The sequence below is a fragment of the Vibrio sp. Vb0937 genome, assembly GCF_033338855.1.
Genome location: NZ_JAWOTK010000172.1, coordinates 1 through 1,479, shown reverse-complemented (window position 1 = coordinate 1,479; position 1,479 = coordinate 1). Strand labels below are relative to the sequence as shown.

Sequence of the window (1,479 nt, the reverse complement as noted above, 5' to 3'; positions counted from 1 at the left end):
TTGAGACCGAGCCAAATAGCAATGTTAGGTACTAACTGGCAACGGTTTTGATGTACTCGCTGGGCGTTAAACCAAACTTGCCTTTAAAGCGTTGGCTAAAACGCCCTTCCGATTGATAGCCACACAACTGCGCGAGCAACGCTACGTTATACGCACCATTTTGCATCAGGTAGAGTGCGTGATTTAAACGCACTTCTGCCAGCACTTCCCGATACTGAGTGCCCTCTTGCTTGAGCTTGCGTATCAACGTTGCCCGGCTCATAGCAAAACGCTCAGCCACCCGTTCCAAAGGATGATCATCGCCCGGAGAGCGTGACAGATAGCGGCTGAGTTTTTCGCTAAATGAGGTGTTCGAGCTGGTAAAAAGTCGATGCAACAATCCCCTTTCCGCTAACTGCTGATACAACCCCAACACCCAATAACGTTGCGTCGCTTCACTCAAGCTCTCTTGCTCAAAAGAAAACAGCGCATTCAGCGTTGCTTGCAACGCTTTATCTGTCTCCACCGCGGGTACATTTTCGCCAAGCACATTACTCATACTCAGCTCCAGCATGTCATCACTCGGTACACAGTGAAAGCTGAACATTCGAGAGAGAAAACGCCCTTGCTGAGGAAGGTTTTCAAAATTCAGCGAAGCGTTTGCTTCACAAAGCATGATATTAGGATGAAGAATATCGAACGCTTCGTCTTTCCAAAACAGACGCTTACTCCCTTTAATGATCTGGATAATACTCGGGGAATGAATCCGAACGTTACGCAGCTTTTGCTGCTGCTCCGCACGAAATAACGTGACTTGATATTGGTGGCTCATCTTCTCCCCTTTCTTATTCAATTATCGTGTGTAAGTGGCGGTTAACTTCGCTTTGTCCAATGCGACACTATTCAACGTGAATCCCACAACCGCCGCTGGCGTGTTCTCATCCAAGTTCAACTTGTCACTTGGCAAGGCCCAAACGGTAAACTGATAGCGGTGCATACCATCTTTTTCTGGAGGACATGCGCCGCCAAAACCAGTAGTACCGTAATCGATACGAGACTCCTTACCGCCGAGCTTGCTAATATCAACGCCACGAGGCAGCTCGTTAACTGAGGCTGGAATATCAAACGCTATCCAATGCCAAAAACCACTGCCTGTTGGTGCATCAGGATCGTACGCGGTAATCGCAAAACTTTTTGTACCCTTTGGAACGTCTTTCCACATCAGTTGTGGAGACTGGTTCGCACCATCACATCCCCAACCTGAATATTCAAATGTCTTCGCCATTGGATGACCTTCTTGAATATCTTTGCTCGTTAGTTCAAAAGCATGGGCAGAGCCGATAACCAAAACGCTAAGGGCCAAAACAGACTTGTGAATCGCTTTCATGTGTTTATTCCTTTCAATGAGTTCAATTCAAGTCTATTCATCAACCCAAGCCAAGATACATCAATAAGTATCACAAAACATAAAAGCACCGTCTATTTTGATACTTTAAGATT

General features: G+C 46.3%; 2 protein-coding genes. Both read right to left on the bottom strand.

Annotated elements, in window-relative coordinates:
• Nucleotides 1-31 precede the first annotated feature (31 nt).
• On the bottom strand, nt 32-811 hold the full coding sequence (locus tag R7P67_RS24150; protein WP_024701425.1) for a helix-turn-helix transcriptional regulator: 780 nt from the start codon (nt 809-811) through the stop codon (nt 32-34).
• 21 nt (nt 812-832) lie between these two features.
• Nucleotides 833-1,366: a YbhB/YbcL family Raf kinase inhibitor-like protein gene (locus R7P67_RS24145; protein ID WP_005482606.1), complete on the bottom strand. Its 534-nt coding sequence runs from the start codon at nt 1,364-1,366 to the stop codon at nt 833-835.
• Nucleotides 1,367-1,479: the final 113 nt, after the last annotated feature.

Excerpts from the sequence above, each read along its gene's own strand:
- R7P67_RS24150 (WP_024701425.1), bottom strand. The coding sequence starts at position 811 with ATGAGCCACCAATATCAAGTCACGTTATTTCGTGCGGAGCAGCAGCAA.
- R7P67_RS24145 (WP_005482606.1), bottom strand. The coding sequence starts at position 1,366 with ATGAAAGCGATTCACAAGTCTGTTTTGGCCCTTAGCGTTTTGGTTATC.